Source organism: Sphingobacterium sp. PCS056, from assembly GCF_023273895.1.
In the GTDB taxonomy this organism is placed as follows: domain Bacteria; phylum Bacteroidota; class Bacteroidia; order Sphingobacteriales; family Sphingobacteriaceae; genus Sphingobacterium.
Window position 1 is genome coordinate 3,036,815 of record NZ_CP096883.1, and the last position, 18,767, is coordinate 3,055,581.

Consider the following 18,767-nt stretch of genomic DNA (forward strand, 5'->3'; position numbering starts at 1 on the left):
TTTATTTGCTTCAATATTTTGACTAAAAGAAACCCAGTATTATTTTATTTTTTTAAAGTTGTAGAATTCTTCTAATTCTCCTTTGATTTCTTTTCCCTCTATATCTAATTTCTTCATCATTCCTTCCCCAACTTTGTATTTGCTTTCGCCATCTTTCTCTTTTAAGATAATGGAGCCACCATCAGGAGTCCATGTGAAAGTCCCCGTTTCTTTGAAAGGTTTACCTTTTTCAAGATATTCTTCAGATTTTTCATATGTTCCGTCCATATTTAAAGTTAGGATAACATGGATACCCGTACAGTCTGCGCAGGGAAGAGTGCCTTCATAAGTTCCCGCCCAATCCACGGAGTTTTTGGTATTGTGTTCATCGTAAGATACGCTATCTTGTTTACCAACAATGGTACTACTATCTTTACCGGAGCTTTCTTTCTGTTGTGTTTGACTGTTACAAGCCGAAAATATAGCTGCAATGACCAAGAGACTTATGATGTTTTTTTTCATGTTATTTTTATTCTATTAACCTGTAGAAATGTGTCTTTGAGATTTACACTTGAGTAAAGCTACAAAATAATTTTTATTTTCTTTCCGAGTGCCCCAAATCCTTATCGGGGTTAATGTGGTCCCTTATTAATTGTTTCAATTCCTTAACTTCCGGAAATCTACCCCTATCTTTACGGTCAAATAAAGGGAGCAGATCAATTGATATGGTATATTTTCCAGCAGTTTCACTTGGAATTAATAAGATCCCATGAATATCTTCTGTAAAAGTGCTTAACAGCTCCTGTGCCATATAAGCCGCCCGCAACATCCAGTTGCATTTTGGACAGTACTCAATTGAAATGGTTGGTTTTTGTGTGTTCATAAATACGCAAGGTCGAATCTATAGCGAAGATAAGTGATTTTGTTTTTATATGTGTAGATTTTAAAATTTGACATTCAGCTCATGCTAACAGATCTTTGATCATTAGCCAATTTTTAAGGAAGTCATAGCCAGAGATCCTCCAACAGAGCTGTCATTAAACAAGAACAGATCGTCTTGTTTATCCTTTAAAGCTAGGCTGTAAATCAAGGGTAGATAATGTTCTGGAGTTGGAATGGCAAGATCAAATGCTTTTCCTTGATTTCTAAAGTCAATTAACGCATGGTGATTGCCCTCCATGATATATTGTTTCATTTTTTCCTTTGCTTCTAGTGCCCAATCCCAGGCAAAACCAGATTCGTTTAACTTATCCCACGCGACCATTCGTAGATTATGGACCATATTTCCGCTGCCGATTATTAAAACTCCTTTTTGACGCAAAGAAGCTAATTCTTTTGCAAGTTCGTAATGATATGATGCAGGTTGTGTATAGTCGATACTCATTTGAATAACCGGAACAGCTGCATCGGGGTATAGATGTTTGACCACTGACCAAGCTCCGTGATCGAGGCCCCATTTGTTATCGAGCAGCACATCTGTTTTGGTAATAATCCTTTTGGTCTCCTGAGCTAAAGCTGGACTTCCCGGAGCAGGGTACTGCACGTCGAATAATGCCTGTGGAAATCCACCAAAATCATGAATAGTAGGAGGGTTTTCCATAGCGGTGACAAATGTGCCCCGGGTTTCCCAATGTGCTGAAATAACAAGAATGGCAGTTGGTTTTTCAAATGTCTTCCCGATGTTTCGAAAGCCATCGACAAACTCATTTTCTTCAATCGCATTCATTGGACTTCCATGACCTAAGAACAAAACTGGAAATTTTTCTGTTGCCTCAAAGTTTTGAGATAATTCTCTTAAGGAACTTACTTTTAAAGCAGCTCCTGTTAGTGGTAATGCAGCCATAGCGGTTATAAATTTTTTTCTATTCATTTTAGTACTCCTGATACCGATTCGCTAATTTGAAGTGATTCGTTAATAAGTACAAATATCGGGGAGATTACAGGAGCGGGGTATTGTTTTTTGGAAAGAATGTTGTGTTATTTGGAAATAATGCTTTTCATGTCCGTTCTAAATTCACTAGGTGTCTGACTTGACTTTTTCTTGAATACATTTGTAAAATAAGCTTTATCGGTATACCCTAATTCAAAACCAATCTCCGATATGGTTTTATCTGTATTCATCAGCAAATTTTTAGCTTCAATTAATTTTCTGGTTTCAATAATTTCAGAAACACTTTGCTGTAATATCTGATGACAGATCAGATTGAGTCCGCGTGCACTCATGAAAAGTTTTTCTGCATAGAAATTCACGGATTCGGGACGATGATAATTTTCTTCTAGAATCGTTAGGAAATTTTTAAAAGTAGTACTTGAGTTGGAAAGTGTCGGTAATCCTTCCGGATATTGTTTTCTGTATTCAGACTCGATCATGGTAAATAGCGTACTTAACAGTTGCCGAACAATTCCAAGATCACTTTGTCCTTCCTGCATCTCGTCGGCAATCATTTGAGCAATATGGGTTAACCTTTGAAAACAAGTTGAATATGTGATGCTAAAAGTAGCATGGTCGTGGAAATGATTATAAAGTTGAAAAGTGGTTTCGGGAATAAATTCACTTTTGAATCTTAAAACCCAAAATAAACATTTGCCCTCTGTCAGGTGGGGCTTCACACGATGTGTCTTTCCTTTGGTTACGAAACTGATAAATGGTGCTTCATAAATTTCAGATTTGAAATCAATAAAATGTTCTAATTTTCCTTCAAGGCCAATAATGAGTTCTTCGAAATCATGCTGATGAATGTTATTCTCACTATGAGCGATGCGGTTTGCTTCTGCTTCATCAACTTGGTATATTTTGAAAATCTCCTTCAACGCTTATTGTATTTGTTAAGTTTAAAGTTATACAAAATATGCAATAATCTTAATCGTTATATTTTTTATGCGCTCTGATCGATGATTCATCCGATTGATTATAGTCCATGGTTAGATGGAAATGTCTTGTTATTGATGATGATTGATCGAGTTCTTATCGTTTATACCAATGGAACATCCATATGCTGGGGCATTATGGCTGTATGGGTGATCAGAGAAGTGCAAAATTATTATCTTTTTTAATACGTTATATATAAGAATCAATGTACCTATGTCGTGTTCCAGTATAAAAGCATACCAAATTCTAACCAACTTCGTATTTAATACCGGTATAGTAGGGGGATAACAGGGGGTTTATAGGGGGTTAGTAGGGGTACGCCCCTACTAACCCCCTATAAACCCTAAGTAATGTCTGGTGTATTCCCCATTTAATAGTGAAGTTGGTATGTAGTTGGTCAGAATTTGTCTCTAGGATCTGGTATATATGGTAAAGTAACGGAGGGATCGAGTAACGCAGTGATTTAGTGACGGAGTAAAGCAGTAACATAAAAGGGTAACGCAGTGATCGAGTAACTAGGTAACATAGTAACGGAGTGACGAAGTAACCGAGTAACGCAGTATTTGTGTGAAGAACCCATATATGGACAGGTGACGGGCGTGTCCGCACACAGATGATCCCAGACCAATTAACGATGTGATCCATAGCAAAAGGTAATCCATATCCGACCCAGCATGATCATCAGGCGGCATCCAGATAAATTATCGGTCACATTTATAGCCCTTTACCGTGTCGCGGTAAACTATTTCCGGAAAACATTAGGAAGTGAAGGATAAAAGTTCCTATCTTTGCACCACTCCGCAAGGGAGGAACGGCTGATCCGAGAGGGGAAGCACTGAAAAAAGAAGGGTTTAATTTAGTTTAAACGCAGAAACGAAAGGAAAACAAAAAAAATAAATTTTCACATTTATTTTGGAGATACCAAAAAGATTTCTACCTTTGCAGTCCCAACGGAAACGAAGAGGAAACAAACAAGACCGATAACGGCGCAATGCCGACATCATAAAAGCCGAAGCGAGATGCGGGAGCGAAGAAAGTTCTTTAAAAATATAATCATGTAACGTAACGAGTAGTGTTGAGAAACAACGAAAGTTAAAAAAATCAACCTGTTCAATTTTAGAATTAGAAATAAAATACAAGACAATTCTATTTATTATAAATAGTCTTGATCTTACACTTCATTTTACAATGGAGAGTTTGATCCTGGCTCAGGATGAACGCTAGCGGCAGGCCTAATACATGCAAGTCGGACGGGATTGAAATTAAAGCTTGCTTTAATTTCATGAGAGTGGCGCACGGGTGCGTAACGCGTGAGCAACCTACCCATATCAGGGGGATAGCCTCTCGAAAGAGAGATTAACACCGCATAACATCATTTACCGGCATCGGATTATGATCAAATATTTATAGGATATGGATGGGCTCGCGTGACATTAGCTAGTTGGAGGGGTAACGGCCCACCAAGGCTACGATGTCTAGGGGCTCTGAGAGGAGAATCCCCCACACTGGTACTGAGACACGGACCAGACTCCTACGGGAGGCAGCAGTAAGGAATATTGGTCAATGGAGGGAACTCTGAACCAGCCATGCCGCGTGCAGGATGACTGCCCTATGGGTTGTAAACTGCTTTTGTCAGGGAATAAACCTTTCCACGTGTGGGAAGCTGAATGTACCTGAAGAATAAGGATCGGCTAACTCCGTGCCAGCAGCCGCGGTAATACGGAGGATCCAAGCGTTATCCGGATTTATTGGGTTTAAAGGGTGCGTAGGCGGTCCTATAAGTCAGTGGTGAAAGACGGCAGCTTAACTGTCGCAGTGCCTTTGATACTGTAGGACTTGAATCTATTTGAAGTGGGCGGAATAAGACAAGTAGCGGTGAAATGCATAGATATGTCTTAGAACTCCGATTGCGAAGGCAGCTCACTAAGTTAGTATTGACGCTGATGCACGAAAGCGTGGGGATCAAACAGGATTAGATACCCTGGTAGTCCACGCCCTAAACGATGATAACTCGATGTTTGCGATACACAGTAAGCGTCCAAGCGAAAGCGTTAAGTTATCCACCTGGGGAGTACGGTCGCAAGATTGAAACTCAAAGGAATTGACGGGGGCCCGCACAAGCGGAGGAGCATGTGGTTTAATTCGATGATACGCGAGGAACCTTACCCGGGCTTGAAAGTTAGTGAATGATCCAGAGACGGATCAGTCCTTCGGGACACGAAACTAGGTGCTGCATGGCTGTCGTCAGCTCGTGCCGTGAGGTGTTGGGTTAAGTCCCGCAACGAGCGCAACCCCTATGTTTAGTTGCCAGCACATTAAGGTGGGGACTCTAAACAGACTGCCAGCGTAAGCTGTGAGGAAGGTGGGGACGACGTCAAGTCATCATGGCCCTTACGTCCGGGGCTACACACGTGCTACAATGGATGGTACAGCGGGCAGCTACATAGCAATATGGTGCTAATCTCTAAAAGCCATTCACAGTTCGGATTGAGGTCTGCAACTCGACCTCATGAAGTTGGATTCGCTAGTAATCGCGTATCAGCAATGACGCGGTGAATACGTTCCCGGGCCTTGTACACACCGCCCGTCAAGCCATGAAAGTTGGGGGTACCTAAAGCATGTAACCGCAAGGAGCGTGTTAGGGTAAAACCGATAATTGGGGCTAAGTCGTAACAAGGTAGCCGTACCGGAAGGTGCGGCTGGAATACCTCCTTTCTAGAGCATTCAGGATTGAAGCTCGTTACGTACACACATGGTTTATATAAGAAACAAACAAGAGACAAAACATTTGAAGAAATGTGCCCATCCCTGATTGGATGGTCCAGAGAGATAGAAAGATAAGCTAGTCCCGTAGCTCAGTTGGTTAGAGCACTACACTGATAATGTAGGGGTCAGCAGTTCAAATCTGCTCGGGACTACCAAAAATACACGGGGAATTAGCTCAGCTGGCTAGAGCACCTGCCTTGCACGCAGGGGGTCATCGGTTCGACTCCGATATTCTCCACAGGTTTGCCCGGACGCTAAGATACTGCGTTCATATACAGGCATACAAAGAGTTCTTTGACATATTGAAAGAAAAAAAATTACAAGAGAAGACAACAGTAGAGACAATACTGTGGTGTGTCTGATGTATTATGAAGACCCTCGGTCAAGGCCGAACGGATTAATGCGTAGCACCATGGTTATATATATCAAAAAGCAACCCATAGTAGCAAAAGGGCTATGAGGTGAAGAAAGTAAATAAGGGCACACGGGGGATGCCTAGGCTCTCAGAGGCGATGAAGGACGTGATAAGCTGCGATAAGCTTCGGGGATTAGCAAATGTGAGATTGATCCGAAGATTTCCGAATGGGGCAACCTAGCATACTGAAGGTATGCTGTAAAATACGCGAACGCGCTGAACTGAAACATCTAAGTAGGCGTAGGAGAAGAAAATAATAATGATTTCCCAAGTAGTGGCGAGCGAACGGGAAAGAGCCCAAACCAACTTTGTTACGGCATGGTTGGGGTTGTAGGGCTGCGAAGTGGCATTAGCAAACAGAAGTGGAATGGGATGGGAAGCCCAGCGATACACGGTGATAGCCCTGTACACGTATAGAATGCTAGCCTAGCAGTACCCTGAGTACCGCGGGGTCGGAGACGCCCTGTGGGAATCTGTCAGCACCATCTGATAAGGCTAAATACTCCTGAGAGACCGATAGTGAACTAGTACCGTGAGGGAAAGGTGAAAAGAACCTCGAACAGAGGAGTGAAAAGAACCTGAAACCGTGTGCTTACAAGCGGTCGGAGCTGGCAGGTCCAGTGACGGCGTGCCTTTTGCATAATGAGCCTACGAGTTACTCTTGTCTGGCAAGGTTAAGTGGTTCAGCCACGTATCCGAAGCGAAAGCGAGTCTTAATAGGGCGCATAGTCAGATGAGGTAGACGCGAAACCTTGTGATCTACCCTTGGGCAGGTTGAAGTTGCAGTAACATGTAATGGAGGACCGAACCGATAAACGTTGAAAAGTTTCCGGATGACCTGAGGGTAGGGGTGAAAGGCTAATCAAACTGGGAAATAGCTCGTACTCCCCGAAATGTTTTTAGGAACAGCGTCGGCATGGAGTCTTATAGAGGTAGAGCTACCGATTGGGTGCGGGGGAGTCAAATCCTACCAAATCCAGACGAACTCCGAATGCTATAAGATATGGCCGGCAGTGAGGCTTTGGGTGCTAAGGTCCAAGGCCGAGAGGGAAAGAACCCAGACCATCAGCTAAGGTCCCTAAATATACGCTAAGTTGAACTAACGAGGTCCGATTGCCTAGACAGCTAGGATGTTGGCTTGGAAGCAGCCATTCATTTAAAGAGTGCGTAACAGCTCACTAGTCGAGCGATCGGGCGTGGATAATAAACGGGCATCAAGTGTATTACCGAAGCTATGGATTCATACTGAAATATGTATGTCTGGTAGGGGAGCATTCTATTTACGGCGAAGCGGTCTGGTAATGGTCCGTGGAGTGGATAGAAAAGCAAATGTAGGCATAAGTAACGATAAGGCGGGTGAGAAACCCGCCCACCGAAAGACTAAGGTTTCCTGATCAACGCTAATCGGATCAGGGTTAGTCGGGGCCTAAGGCGCATCCGAAGGGAGTAAGCCGATGGACAACTGGTTAATATTCCAGTACTTTTTATAACTGCGATGTGGTGACGGAGTAGTGACACTGCCGCGAACTGACGGAATAGTTCGTTAAAAGGCGTAGGTATAGGGACGGTAGGCAAATCCGCCGACCCTGCTGAAACCCAATAGTACAGCAAAGCTTCGGCGGCGCTGATAGAGCAGGTAAACAGACTTCCAAGAAAACCCGCTAAGCTTCAGGTTATAAAAACCCGTACCGTAAACCGACACAGGTAGTCGAGGAGAGAATCCTAAGGTGCTCGAGTGAATCATGGCTAAGGAACTCGGCAAAATGGCCCTGTAACTTCGGGAGAAGGGGCGCTTCCTCCAGCAATGGAGAAGCCGCAGTGAAAAGGCCCAGGCGACTGTTTAACAAAAACATATGGCTTTGCAAAATCGAAAGATGAAGTATAAGGCCTGACACCTGCCCGGTGCTGGAAGGTTAAGAGGGGATGTCATCGCAAGAGAAGCATTGAATCGAAGCCCCAGTAAACGGCGGCCGTAACTATAACGGTCCTAAGGTAGCGAAATTCCTTGTCGGGTAAGTTCCGACCTGCACGAATGGTGTAACGATCTGGGCGCTGTCTCAGCCATGAGCTCGGTGAAATTGTGGTATCGGTGAAGACGCCGATTACCCGCAACGGGACGGAAAGACCCCATGCACCTTCACTATAGCTTAACATTGGAATTGGGTACAGGATGTGTAGGATAGGCGGGAGATGTTGAAGTGGCTTCGCCAGGAGTCATGGAATCAACCTTGAAATACCGCCCTTTCTGTATTCGGTTTCTAACTCGGTTATGCCGAGGACATTGTTTGGTGGGTAGTTTGACTGGGGTGGTCGCCTCCAAAAAGGTAACGGAGGCTTTCAAAGGTAAGCTCAGTACGCTTGGTAACCGTACGCGGAGTGCAATGGCATAAGCTTGCTTGACTGTGAGACCAACAAGTCGAACAGGGTCGAAAGACGGACATAGTGATCCGGTGGTTCTGTATGGAAGGGCCATCGCTCAAAGGATAAAAGGTACGCTGGGGATAACAGGCTGATCTCCCCCAAGAGCTCATATCGACGGGGAGGTTTGGCACCTCGATGTCGGCTCGTCACATCCTGGGGCTGGAGAAGGTCCCAAGGGTTGGGCTGTTCGCCCATTAAAGTGGCACGCGAGCTGGGTTCAGAACGTCGCGAGACAGTTCGGTCCCTATCTGTTGTGGGCGTTGGAAGTTTGAGTGGATCTGTCCTTAGTACGAGAGGACCGGGATGGACTGACCGCTGGTAAACCAGTTATGCCGCCAGGTGTACGGCTGGGTAGCTACGTCGGGAATAGATAAGCGCTGAAAGCATCTAAGTGCGAAACTAGCCACGAGATGAGACTTCCTTATAGGGCCGTAGTAGACTACTACGTTGATAGGTTGCAGGTGTAAAGGTAGAGATATCATAGCTGAGCAATACTAATCACCCGAAGCTTTCTCAAGCAACGCAGACACTGTTGTCTTCCTCTTTTAGTTTTTCTTTCAATTGTCTATAGATTAGTATGTTGGATGGGATATTGTATATTTCATTCTTATGACTAATAAAAACATTTTAGGTGCCTATATCGGCGGTGTCTACCTCTTCCCATTCCGAACAGAGCAGTCAAGCCCGCCAGAGCCGATGGTATTGCCGTAACAGGTGGGAGAGTAGGTCGGTGCCTTTTTTTATACAGAAGCCCTTGCTAAACAGCAGGGGCTTTTTTGTGCGCTAAACTTTTTCTCCCTTTCGGATGCAGCATAGCCCAATACCGGTGCTTTAGAACAAGCCATTCCGCTGCTACAGTATAATCAATACCGCTGCTTCCGGAACGATGCTGTTGCCGCAGATAACCCATTTCACAGCCAAAGATATCGACTTGCTACGGCAGTACTGCAGACGCAGCACACTTACATTTCTTCTCCTTCATGTCCGACCTGGTTCTATATATGGCTATTGGCGGCACGGTTCCACTTCAAGCTCATCCTCCATATCCACGGCAGGCAACTCCTGCTTTTGAAATACGCTTACAGCCCACCTGCTGAAATACTCTAAAACTGGTTTCTGTATTCAGTTTTTATGCGATATGGTTTCTTTTTGAATGGATCTACATGAGCGGTGCTGCTGAGATATTTTGCTTACTACCTGAGCGATTATCTGTTTGAGCGTTTCTTGCTTTCATATGATCTGGTTTGACCAATTACCTTATCAGTTTTATATTTTAAACTAAATCCATTTTATGAACAATACGTCTGGTTTATTCTAATACGCGTTGTATGGTGGTAGTTTTTACAACAGAGAAGTAGTATTAGCCTTGTAGTCAGCATTTTGATGAGTAATGATTTTAGATTTTTTCTAATATAAAAAGGCTAATCACCTCTTGTAAGATGATTAGCCTATATCTCATGATTGACCATAAATCATCACTATCGACTAATGATGAACTGTAATGTCATCTTATGTTGTGATATATAAATAAAGAATAGTCGCTATTGCGCTTCCAATAAGTGGACCTACTACAGGTATCCAGGCATAGGCTATGTGGAAGGATTTTTTATTTTTTATGGGTAATAAAGCATGTACAATCCTTGGACCTAGATCACGTGCAGGATTAATGGCATATCCAGTAGTTCCCCCTAATGAAAGGCCAATTGCCCAAACGATGAAACCTACTGGTAATGCTCCTATAGAACCTAATCCAAAAGTTTCACCTTGGTGTGTAGTGGGATTAGTAAAATGTAAAATTGAAAATATTAATACAAAAGTACCAACGATTTCACTGATCAGATTAATCTTAGGATTAAAAATAGCAGGTCTTGTGCAGAATACAGCTTCTTTAGCACCAGCATCATCGGTTTGTGCGAAATGATCTTTATACATATACCAAACTACAAAAGATCCAAACATAGCACCTAACACCTGCATCAGGATATATTGCATACCTAGCATCAGTGTCATCTTATTTAATATCAAATTGGCTAATGTGACCGCTGGGTTGATATGTGCACCGCTATAGGGACCAGCGATGATAACACCTGTAAATACGGCTAGAGCCCAACCTGTACTGATGACCATCCAGCCGGCATTGTGTCCTTTTGTGTCTTTTAAGACCACGTTTGCGACGACTCCACCTCCCAATAGAATAAGCACTGCTGTACCTATAAATTCTGCGATTAATGCATTCATATCAGTTATTCTTAATGGTTAACATCATAATTGGCCCAAAATTTCACTGTTTCTACAGCTCGTTTCCATTCTTTAAGCGATTCTTTAACAGATTGATCGGGTATTGGCGTAAAGGTCCTATCTATTTTCCATTGTTCCGATATTTCCTCAATATTTGCCCAAAATCCTACGGCTAAACCTGCTAGATATGCTGCTCCTAATGCGGTTGTCTCAACGACTTCTGGGCGTAAGGTAACCACATTTAAAAAATTAGCTTGGGTCTGCATTAAAAAGTTATTGGAACTCGCGCCACCATCTACCCGGAGTTCCTTGATATCCGTTTGTGCGTCGGATTGCATAGCACTTAATATATCTGTAATCTGAAAGGCTATTCCTTCCAGTGCAGCACGAGCAATATGTGCCGCATTTGTTCCTCTAGACATCCCTAAAATCGTACCCCTTGCATACGGATTCCAATGTGGTGCTCCTAATCCGGAGAAAGCTGGTACGAGATACACGCCATTACTATCGTGTACACTTTCTGCCAATTTTTCAATTTCTTGAGCATTTTTAATGATGCCTAATTCGTCCCTCAACCACTGGACTACTGCTCCACCTATAAACACACTGCCCTCTAGTGCATATACCACTTGATCACCGATTTTCCAGCCAATGGTGGTTACCAAATTATTTTTGGACAGAATGGGTTTGGAGCCTATATTCATCAACAGGAAGCAGCCTGTTCCGTAGGTGTTTTTTACCATCCCCTTTTCGGTGCACATTTGTCCAAAAAGAGCCGCTTGCTGATCTCCTGCAATTCCAGCTATTGGCACTTTGCTGGAGAGAATCTGTCCTGAAGTATGGCCATAAATTTCAGATGATGATGCCACTTTTGGAAGCATGCGTTCGGGAATATCGAATAGGGTCAAAAGCTCGGTATCCCAGTCTAAGGTTTCGATATTGTATAGCATGGTTCTCGAGGCATTGGACACATCCGTAACGTGAACTTCGCCGTTTGTTAAATTCCAAATAATCCAACTATCAACTGTTCCAAAAGCGAGTTCTCCTGCATTTGCCCTTTCTCTTGCTCCTTGAACATTGTCGAGAATCCAATTGATTTTCGATGCTGAGAAATACGCATCTATTCGAAGGCCGGTTTTACTCTGTATAAGATCTGCATACCCTTGCTTTTCGATATTTTTACAATAATCAGCAGTCCTTCTGTCTTGCCAGACTATCGCATTATAGATGGGTTCGCCTGTTATTCTGTCCCAAACAATAGTAGTTTCTCTTTGGTTGGTAATTCCTATTCCTTTGATATTCTTCGGCGTTATTTTCATCTTGGCCATGACTTCTGTAAATACAGAGAGTTGGCTAGACCAGATTTCTTTGGGATCATGTTCCACCCAGCCTGATTCAGGATAAATTTGTGTAAACTCTTTTTGTGCTACCGCTTCAATTTTTCCAGATTTTGAAAAAACGATCGCTCTTGAACTTGTAGTGCCTTGGTCTAGTGCCAAAATATATTCAGATGTATTCATGGGACAAGGTTTATTGTGATTGGTAATCGTATTGTTTGCAAAGGTTTAAAAATGAGGTTAATTGATCATCTTGCCATGCAGTTGATCGGTCTAATTCTTTAGCCATGATTTTCACGACAAGGGGAGCTGCTTCTATTGCTGCTTTGGCATCCAGAAATAATATACGCATCCTCCTCGCCAATACATCTTCTACACCTCTAGCCATTTCATTTCGTACTGCCCACACGACTTCTGCCGCGATGTGATCAAATCTTGGATGTATTTTTTGAGCTAGATCTGGATTTTCTGAAGCTAAATCTTGGATTAACTTTGCATCGGATCCATAAAATTGCCAGTGACCTTCTTGTTGCTCTTTGTGATAACCATGGATTTTTAATGTCTTGGTAACACATGGTTCATCCCTTAATTTTCCAATTTCAATAGCCTTATTTACCGTTTCTTCTGCCATTTTCCGATAGGTGGTCCATTTTCCACCGGTGATGGTGATTAAACCTGATGGGCTGCTGATTAATTTATGATCTCGCGATATCTCCTTCGTCGAAGTTGAATTCGAATCTTTGGGTGCAGCTAAAGGTCTTAATCCTGCAAATACACTTAATATATCGGCTCTTTGTGGTGCAGGATTTAAATAATTTTTAGCGGTATCAAGAATAAATGCAATCTCCTCCTCTAAAGGTCTTGGTTCAATACTATGTACATTTAAGGGGGTATCTGTTGTTCCTAACAAAATATGATCGTGCCATGGAACTCCAAACAATACGCGACCGTCTGTTGTCTCAGGAATCATAAGAGCATCTTCTTTGCCCAAGAACTTTTTATCAATAACAATATGTGTTCCCTGCGAAGGTCTTACTAGGTTTTTATGGTTGGGAGATTCCATTTTTAAGATATCATCTACAAAAATTCCTGTGGCATTGATGACTGTTTTTGCTTTAATTTGAAAACTTTCACTGGACTCCGTGTCCGTAAATGAGATACCCGAAACCAGTCCTTCTCCATTTTTATGAATAGCGTTTACATCACAATAATTTAAAATCGTAGCTCCTAATGTATGTGCTGATTGTGCTAAATTAATAGCAAATCGCGCATCATCAAATTGTCCATCGTAGTAAATGATACCTCCTTGAAGACCTTGTTGTTTAACTGAATGAAGTTTGGAGACGACTTGTGCATTGGATAGAAATTTAGAATTTCCAATTCTATACTTGCCAGCCATCCAATCGTACATCTTTAAGCCGATAAGAAATTTCCATTTACTAAAGAATGAATAACAAGGAATGATAAAACTTTGTATTCGTGCCAAATGAGGAGCATTTTGAAAAATTAAGCCTCTTTCGTGTAAAGCTGAATAGACGAGCTTGATATCGCCGTTCGCTAAATAACGAACACCCCCATGAACCAACTTGGTACTTCTGCTGGATGTTGCCTTGGCAAAATCGTATTTTTCCAGTAATAGGGTTTTGAATCCTCTGGATGCTGCATCTACAGCAATACCAAGTCCAGTAGCTCCACCTCCGATGATGACGATATCCCATTCAGAAGTGCTTTTTACCGCTGTTAAACTTGTGTTTCTATTAAAATTAATCATATATGTATCGTTTTTATTACGATTTATTTCTTTTTGTTGTGAAATTGCAATAATCAAATATAAATGAAACATTTTAATAATCAAACGAAAGCTTACGAAAGTTGGTTTTATTTATTTCATAATAAGTAGTAACTTGCATCATAAATTATTGAATTTTTATGAATCTTGTAGATAGACATGAATATATCTTAGCGCAGTTGAAAAAGTCTGATCATATAACGGTGATGCAGTTGTGTCAAGATTTAAATGTTTCCACTGTAACCATTCGAAAGGATTTGAAGCAGTTGGAAGATTCTAATTTACTTTTTCGAACACATGGTGGTGCTACCAATAAAAATCCTTATATTATAGACCGTAATGTTTTTGAAAAGGAAAAACATTATTCGAATGAAAAAGCACTCATCAGTAAATGCGCTGTTTCTTATATGGAGTCTCATGAATCTATTATTATTGCTTCGGGGACGACTATGCATGCCCTGGCAGATGCCATGGATTCCAGTATGGAACTGAATGTGATCACATCGTCTTTGCAGGTTAGTATGAAGCTCAATCAATTTCCGGCAGTAGAAGTCTTGCAGTTACCTGGAATTCTTCGGAAAAGCAGTATTTCTATCTCTGGCCATTATGCTGAACAAATCTTGGGGGATTATTTTTGCTCCAAATTGTTTATTGGTGTTGACGGTATCGATATCACGTATGGCTTGTCTACGACTTCTGGTCAGGAGGCCAAGTTGAATAAAGCGATGATTCAATCTGCGCAGAAAGTCATTGTATTGGCAGACTCTTCTAAATTTGGAAGAAAATCTTTTGGAAGGATCTGTGCCATTGATGAAATTGATATCATCATAACAGACCAAGGGATTACACCTTATTATAAAGAAGAGATTGAGAAACTAGGCGTTAAATTAATAATAGCTGAATAGAAAAAATAGGCTATGTTGTTCGGAAATATGGTAACAAAATTTGGGATTTTACTCAACCAGATTTTATTATTTTTCTTTAAATTATGTAAAAAAAGACTAAAAATATTGTCATTCGTTAAAGAAATGCCTTTATTTGCACAAATCTCAAATTTAAATGGCTAAAAATTTACTCATAGTAGAGTCTCCAGCGAAAGCGAAAACAATAGAAGGGTATTTAGGGAAGGACTTTTTAGTGAAGTCTAGTTACGGACATATTCGTGATTTGGTGAAGACCGATGATGCTATTGATACAGACAAAGATTTTCAACAAAAGTATGAAGTCCCGAGTGATAAAAAGGCTGTTGTCAGTGAGTTAAAGAAATTAGCTAAAGCTGCAGAAACTGTATGGCTAGCGTCCGATGAGGACCGCGAAGGAGAGGCCATATCTTGGCATTTGTTTGAGACGTTGGGATTAAAGGATGAGAGTACCAAGCGTATTGTATTTCATGAGATCACGAAACCTGCAATTTTAAAAGCCATTGAGAATCCACGCAAAATAGATTATAATTTAGTAAATGCACAACAAGCACGTCGTGTATTGGATCGTTTGGTCGGATTTGAACTTTCTCCTGTATTATGGAAAAAGGTGAAACCTTCATTATCTGCAGGACGTGTTCAATCTGTCGCTGTCCGTCTGATCGTCGATCGTGAGCGTGAGGTGATCAGATTTAATGCTGAGGCATCCTTTCGTATAGTTGCTTTTTTCCATACTGGAAAAGTTAAAGATAGTTTTAAAGCAGAACTACCACATCGCTTTGCAACAGAAGCTGAAGCTAAGCAGTTTTTAGACGATTGTAAGACTGCAGAGTTTGCTGTGAAGAGTTTGGAAACAAAACCTGCGAAACGAGCTCCTGCGGCTCCATTTACGACTTCAACATTACAACAAGAGGCTAGTCGTAAGCTTGGGTTCTCTGTAGCACGCACGATGCAGGTGGCACAACGTTTATATGAGGCTGGACGTATTACCTATATGCGTACCGATTCTGTTAATTTAAGTGATACTGCAACGGAAGCTGCTGAAAAAGAAATTCGATCTGCTTATGGTGATCGCTATCATAAGCTGAGAAAATATAAAACCAAAACTTCTGGTGCTCAAGAGGCCCACGAAGCTATTCGTCCGACTTATTTTTCTGAACATAGTATCGAAGGTGATGCTGCAGAAAAACGTTTATATGATTTGATTTGGAAACGTGCTATTGCTTCTCAAATGAGTGAAGCAGAGTTTGAAAAAACATTAGCTAAAATTTCCATATCTACGCGTAAAGAAGATTTATCGGCATCGGGTGAAGTCATGAAATTTGATGGATTCTTAAAGGTTTATTTCGAATCTACGGATGACGATCAAGATCAAACCCATGATGAAGAAAGTGATAATTCATTATTGCCACCGTTAACGACCGGGCAAGCAGTTGTGTTGAAAAGCATGAATGCGACAGAACGTTTCACCAGACCTCCTGCTCGTTATACGGAAGCGGCCCTAGTGAAAAAGTTAGAAGAACTTGGTATTGGTAGACCTTCTACCTATGCACCAACTATTTCGACGATTCAAAACCGTGGATATGTGGTAAAAGAGGAAAGGGAAGGTCGTTCGCGTGATTATCGTGTATTGACTTTGGAAAATGCTGAAATCTCTGCTGTGACTAAAACTGAAATTACGGGTGCTGAGAAAGGAAAAATGTTTCCAACAGATATCGGTATTGTGGTCAACGATTTCTTAGTTGAGCATTTTAAGGGTATTGTTGATTTTAATTTTACGGCAAAAGTAGAAAAGGAATTTGATGAGATTGCGCATGGTCTGACAGAATGGACCGATATGTTGCGCGAATTCTACGGACCTTTTCATTCGGAAGTACAGAATACGTTGGAAAATGCTGAGCGTGCGAACAATGAAAGAGAATTAGGTGTAGACCCTGTATCGGGTAAGCCTGTATCTGTGCGTATCGGTAAATTTGGTCCTTTAGTTCAGATCGGTGCACAGGATGATGAAGAGAAGCCTCGTTTTGCTTCTTTACGTAAGGGTCAAATGATCGAAACCATTACTTTTGAGGATGCTATGGAATTGTTCAAGCTTCCTAAGAAAGTAGGTGTTTTTGAAGAAAAGGAAATGACTGTTGCTATTGGACGATTTGGTCCTTATATCCGTCACGATTCTTCTTTCTATTCTTTACCAAAAGGTATTGATCCACTTGATGTGACCGAGGAAGAGTGTATTCAGATCATTAAAGAAAAGAGACAGAAGGATATTGAAAAGATTATTCGTGTTTTTGATGAAAACCCTGAAGCTCAAATCGAACAAGGTCGTTGGGGGCCATTCGTCCGTTTTGGAAAGCAAAATTTAAAAATTCCTAAAGGAATGGAAGTGGAGCAAATTACTTATGAGGATGTATTGAAATGGGCGGAAGCTGATGCACCTAAAGGTAAAGCTAAAGTAACGGCCAAAAAAACGGCCACAGCTAAGAAAGCACCGGCTAAAAAAGCTACGACAGCAAAAAAGGCGACGACAACTAAAAAAGCAGCTACAGTTAAAGCAACTAAAGCGAAATAATTGAAATGAAAAAGGATTTACCTGAAAACATTGTTCAAAATATCACAATTGCTGTTGTTTTGGAAAGTGAAAGTCCAGAGTTTAAGGTATGGAATGTCTATTTGATCAATGAGAAAAGTCAAGAGATTCAAAATGTCTTGGTTACTTCAAAAGGATATGGTGAGAAAGATGGTGCTCAGGTACAAACAAGTACATTGCGTCATTTTATTGGAAATGTTGCCGCACATTCTTTTGAAAAAATCGAAGCTATTGACGAACAGGTATTTGGCTTGACAAATGAATACTGGTTGAGTTTTTACATTGATAATATTATTTACGATAAGAAATATATCTTCTTGCCAGAGAGCATCATTGAAGGGAATTTAATACTTGTTCCTTTAGTCAACAAGCTTGGGGTAATCATAGGAGGTATGAATTAGTTTTATGACAACTAGACATAACTTTATTATTGCTATTGATGGTTTCTCTTCCTGTGGGAAAAGTACAGTAGCAAAGGCATTAGCTAAAAAATTAAAATTCGTCTTTATTGACAGCGGTGCGATGTACCGTGCTGTAACATTGTATTTCCTTAGGGAAGGGATCGATGTAGAAGATGAAGCGGCAGTTGCTCAAGCATTAGAAAATATTCATATTGACTTTATACCTAATCTGGAAAAAACAGAGATCCACCTGAATGATGAAGATATATCTGATGAGATCCGTCAGATGTATATTTCTGATAAGGTGAGTGAGGTGAGTACGATTAAAGCGGTACGTCAAGCCATGGTTGCACAGCAGCAGAAGTTGGGACGTAGGCGCAATATTGTGATGGATGGTCGTGATATTGGTACGACTGTATTTCCGGATGCAGATATGAAGATCTTTATGACTGCCGATCCGCAGGTTCGTGCAAACAGGCGTTATCTCGAATTGACCAGTAAAGGTGAGCACGTGACCATGGATGAGATTGTTAAAAATCTGGCACATCGTGATCATATCGACAGCACGCGAGAAGAGAGCCCACTACGAAAAGCTGATGATGCCATCATACTGGATAATTCATATATGACTCAAGAGGATCAGCTGACATTTGTCATTGAAGAATATACAAAAAGAAAAGCTTCCAAATAGGAAGCTTTTCTTGTATTATTTAATAGTAAATCTTATTTAATACTATTGATTTGCTGTTGTTCTTTTAGTTTGGCAACATTGTTCTTCTCACCGTACTCATCTGTTTTTTCTTGGAAAGAGTCCAATAGTTGACGAATTGCATCTGAATTGTCTGCAGTACGTTGAAAAATATCCGGTAGAATTTTTTCTAGATTTTGGTCTCCAAGTTCGATATTATCCACCTCAATTTTTCCAATTTTTTCTAATACGGCTTGCTGACTTTTTCTTACATCTTCTAACTCTCTGGAAATTTTTTCCATCAATTCAAATTTCTTCAATTTATCCATATTATATCTATTTAGTGATCAATTACTA

General features: G+C 41.1%; 13 protein-coding genes, 2 tRNA genes and 3 rRNA genes. 10 read left to right on the plus strand and 8 right to left on the minus strand.

Going from position 1 to position 18,767, the window contains the following annotated elements:
* Positions 1-39: 39 nt before the first annotated feature.
* From MUB18_RS12545 to MUB18_RS12560, 4 genes are all read right to left on the minus strand, one after another.
* Complete coding sequence (locus tag MUB18_RS12545) at positions 40-501, minus strand: copper resistance protein NlpE (RefSeq protein WP_248753305.1); 462 nt, start codon at positions 499-501, stop codon at positions 40-42.
* A gap of 73 nt (positions 502-574) precedes the next feature.
* The gene (locus MUB18_RS12550; RefSeq protein ID WP_045752102.1) at positions 575-862 is read right to left on the minus strand and encodes a SelT/SelW/SelH family protein; all 288 of its coding nucleotides are present in this window, start codon (positions 860-862) and stop codon (positions 575-577) included.
* A 102-nt stretch (positions 863-964) separates the two neighbouring features.
* Positions 965-1,849 (minus strand): 4,5-DOPA dioxygenase extradiol, encoded by an 885-nt coding sequence (ygiD, locus tag MUB18_RS12555; protein WP_248753306.1) that lies wholly within the window; start codon positions 1,847-1,849, stop codon positions 965-967.
* A 107-nt stretch (positions 1,850-1,956) separates the two neighbouring features.
* Complete coding sequence (locus MUB18_RS12560) at positions 1,957-2,790, minus strand: AraC family transcriptional regulator (protein ID WP_248753307.1); 834 nt, start codon at positions 2,788-2,790, stop codon at positions 1,957-1,959.
* A gap of 81 nt (positions 2,791-2,871) precedes the next feature.
* Between MUB18_RS12560 and MUB18_RS12565 the strand changes: the two genes are divergently transcribed.
* The 6 genes from MUB18_RS12565 to rrf all read left to right on the plus strand — a co-directional run bounded on the left by MUB18_RS12565 (position 2,872) and on the right by rrf (position 9,189).
* On the plus strand, positions 2,872-3,033 hold the full coding sequence (locus MUB18_RS12565; protein ID WP_248753308.1) for a hypothetical protein: 162 nt from the start codon (positions 2,872-2,874) through the stop codon (positions 3,031-3,033).
* Positions 3,034-4,033: 1,000 nt separating this feature from the next.
* Positions 4,034-5,563, plus strand: a 16S ribosomal RNA gene (locus MUB18_RS12570).
* A 129-nt stretch (positions 5,564-5,692) separates the two neighbouring features.
* A tRNA-Ile gene (locus MUB18_RS12575) sits at positions 5,693-5,769 on the plus strand.
* Between the two features lie 9 nt (positions 5,770-5,778).
* Positions 5,779-5,852, plus strand: a tRNA-Ala gene (locus MUB18_RS12580).
* Between the two features lie 226 nt (positions 5,853-6,078).
* Positions 6,079-8,967: ribosomal RNA gene (locus MUB18_RS12585) — 23S ribosomal RNA — on the plus strand.
* Between the two features lie 110 nt (positions 8,968-9,077).
* A 5S ribosomal RNA gene (rrf, locus tag MUB18_RS12590) occupies positions 9,078-9,189 on the plus strand.
* Together the 16S, 23S and 5S rRNA genes with 2 tRNA genes alongside form the textbook arrangement of a ribosomal RNA operon.
* A 770-nt stretch (positions 9,190-9,959) precedes the next feature.
* Here rrf and MUB18_RS12595 read toward each other — a convergent pair.
* Genes MUB18_RS12595 through MUB18_RS12605 form a run of 3 tightly spaced genes read right to left on the minus strand, consistent with a single transcriptional unit; the run spans position 9,960 to position 13,796 of the window.
* Positions 9,960-10,688, minus strand: coding sequence for an MIP/aquaporin family protein (locus MUB18_RS12595; RefSeq protein ID WP_248753309.1), 729 nt, complete (start codon positions 10,686-10,688; stop codon positions 9,960-9,962).
* Between the two features lie 11 nt (positions 10,689-10,699).
* Positions 10,700-12,208: a glycerol kinase GlpK gene (glpK, locus tag MUB18_RS12600; RefSeq protein WP_248753310.1), complete on the minus strand. Its 1,509-nt coding sequence runs from the start codon at positions 12,206-12,208 to the stop codon at positions 10,700-10,702.
* 10 nt (positions 12,209-12,218) lie between these two features.
* Positions 12,219-13,796, minus strand: a complete 1,578-nt coding sequence (locus MUB18_RS12605) for a glycerol-3-phosphate dehydrogenase/oxidase (RefSeq protein WP_248753311.1) — start codon at positions 13,794-13,796, stop codon at positions 12,219-12,221.
* Positions 13,797-13,954: 158 nt separating this feature from the next.
* On the opposite strand from MUB18_RS12605, the gene MUB18_RS12610 reads away from it, so the two are divergent.
* The 4 genes from MUB18_RS12610 (at position 13,955) to cmk (ending at position 18,413) form a co-directional block, all read left to right on the plus strand.
* Positions 13,955-14,719 (plus strand): DeoR/GlpR family DNA-binding transcription regulator, encoded by a 765-nt coding sequence (locus MUB18_RS12610; protein ID WP_045752258.1) that lies wholly within the window; start codon positions 13,955-13,957, stop codon positions 14,717-14,719.
* A gap of 154 nt (positions 14,720-14,873) precedes the next feature.
* The gene (gene topA / locus MUB18_RS12615) at positions 14,874-17,303 is read left to right on the plus strand and encodes a type I DNA topoisomerase (RefSeq protein WP_094773463.1); all 2,430 of its coding nucleotides are present in this window, start codon (positions 14,874-14,876) and stop codon (positions 17,301-17,303) included.
* 5 nt (positions 17,304-17,308) lie between these two features.
* The gene (locus MUB18_RS12620; protein WP_045756028.1) at positions 17,309-17,722 is read left to right on the plus strand and encodes a hypothetical protein; all 414 of its coding nucleotides are present in this window, start codon (positions 17,309-17,311) and stop codon (positions 17,720-17,722) included.
* A 4-nt stretch (positions 17,723-17,726) separates the two neighbouring features.
* The gene (gene cmk, locus MUB18_RS12625) at positions 17,727-18,413 is read left to right on the plus strand and encodes a (d)CMP kinase (protein WP_045756027.1); all 687 of its coding nucleotides are present in this window, start codon (positions 17,727-17,729) and stop codon (positions 18,411-18,413) included.
* Between the two features lie 32 nt (positions 18,414-18,445).
* Here the strand turns inward: cmk and MUB18_RS12630 are convergent, their stop codons facing one another.
* Positions 18,446-18,739, minus strand: a complete 294-nt coding sequence (locus MUB18_RS12630; RefSeq protein WP_045756026.1) for a hypothetical protein — start codon at positions 18,737-18,739, stop codon at positions 18,446-18,448.
* Positions 18,740-18,767: the final 28 nt, after the last annotated feature.